This is a genomic window from Pseudomonas sp. C11 (genome assembly GCF_034683865.1).
Classification (GTDB): Bacteria; Pseudomonadota; Gammaproteobacteria; order Pseudomonadales; family Pseudomonadaceae; genus Aquipseudomonas.
Window position 1 is genome coordinate 1 of record NZ_JAWIIP010000106.1, and the last position, 232, is coordinate 232.

General features: G+C 66.8%; 1 pseudogene. It reads left to right on the forward strand.

Features of this window, described 5'->3' with window-relative positions:
* Positions 1-232, forward strand: a pseudogene (locus VC352_RS25100) (cobyric acid synthase CobQ); the annotation flags it as partial.

Consider the following 232-nt stretch of genomic DNA (forward strand, 5'->3'; position numbering starts at 1 on the left):
CTGGGAGCGACGCCAGGGCGTGCGCGTGGCTCCGTTCAAGCCGCAGAACATCGCGCTCAACTCGGCGGGGACCGTAGACGGTGGAGAGATTGGCCGGGCGCAGGCCGTGCAGTCGCAGGCCGCCGGCCTCGAGCCGCATACCGACATGAACCCGTTACTGCTCAAGACCAACAGTGACATGGGCGCCCAGGTAATCATTCACGGCCGCGCCATCGGCAACATGCAGGCGCTG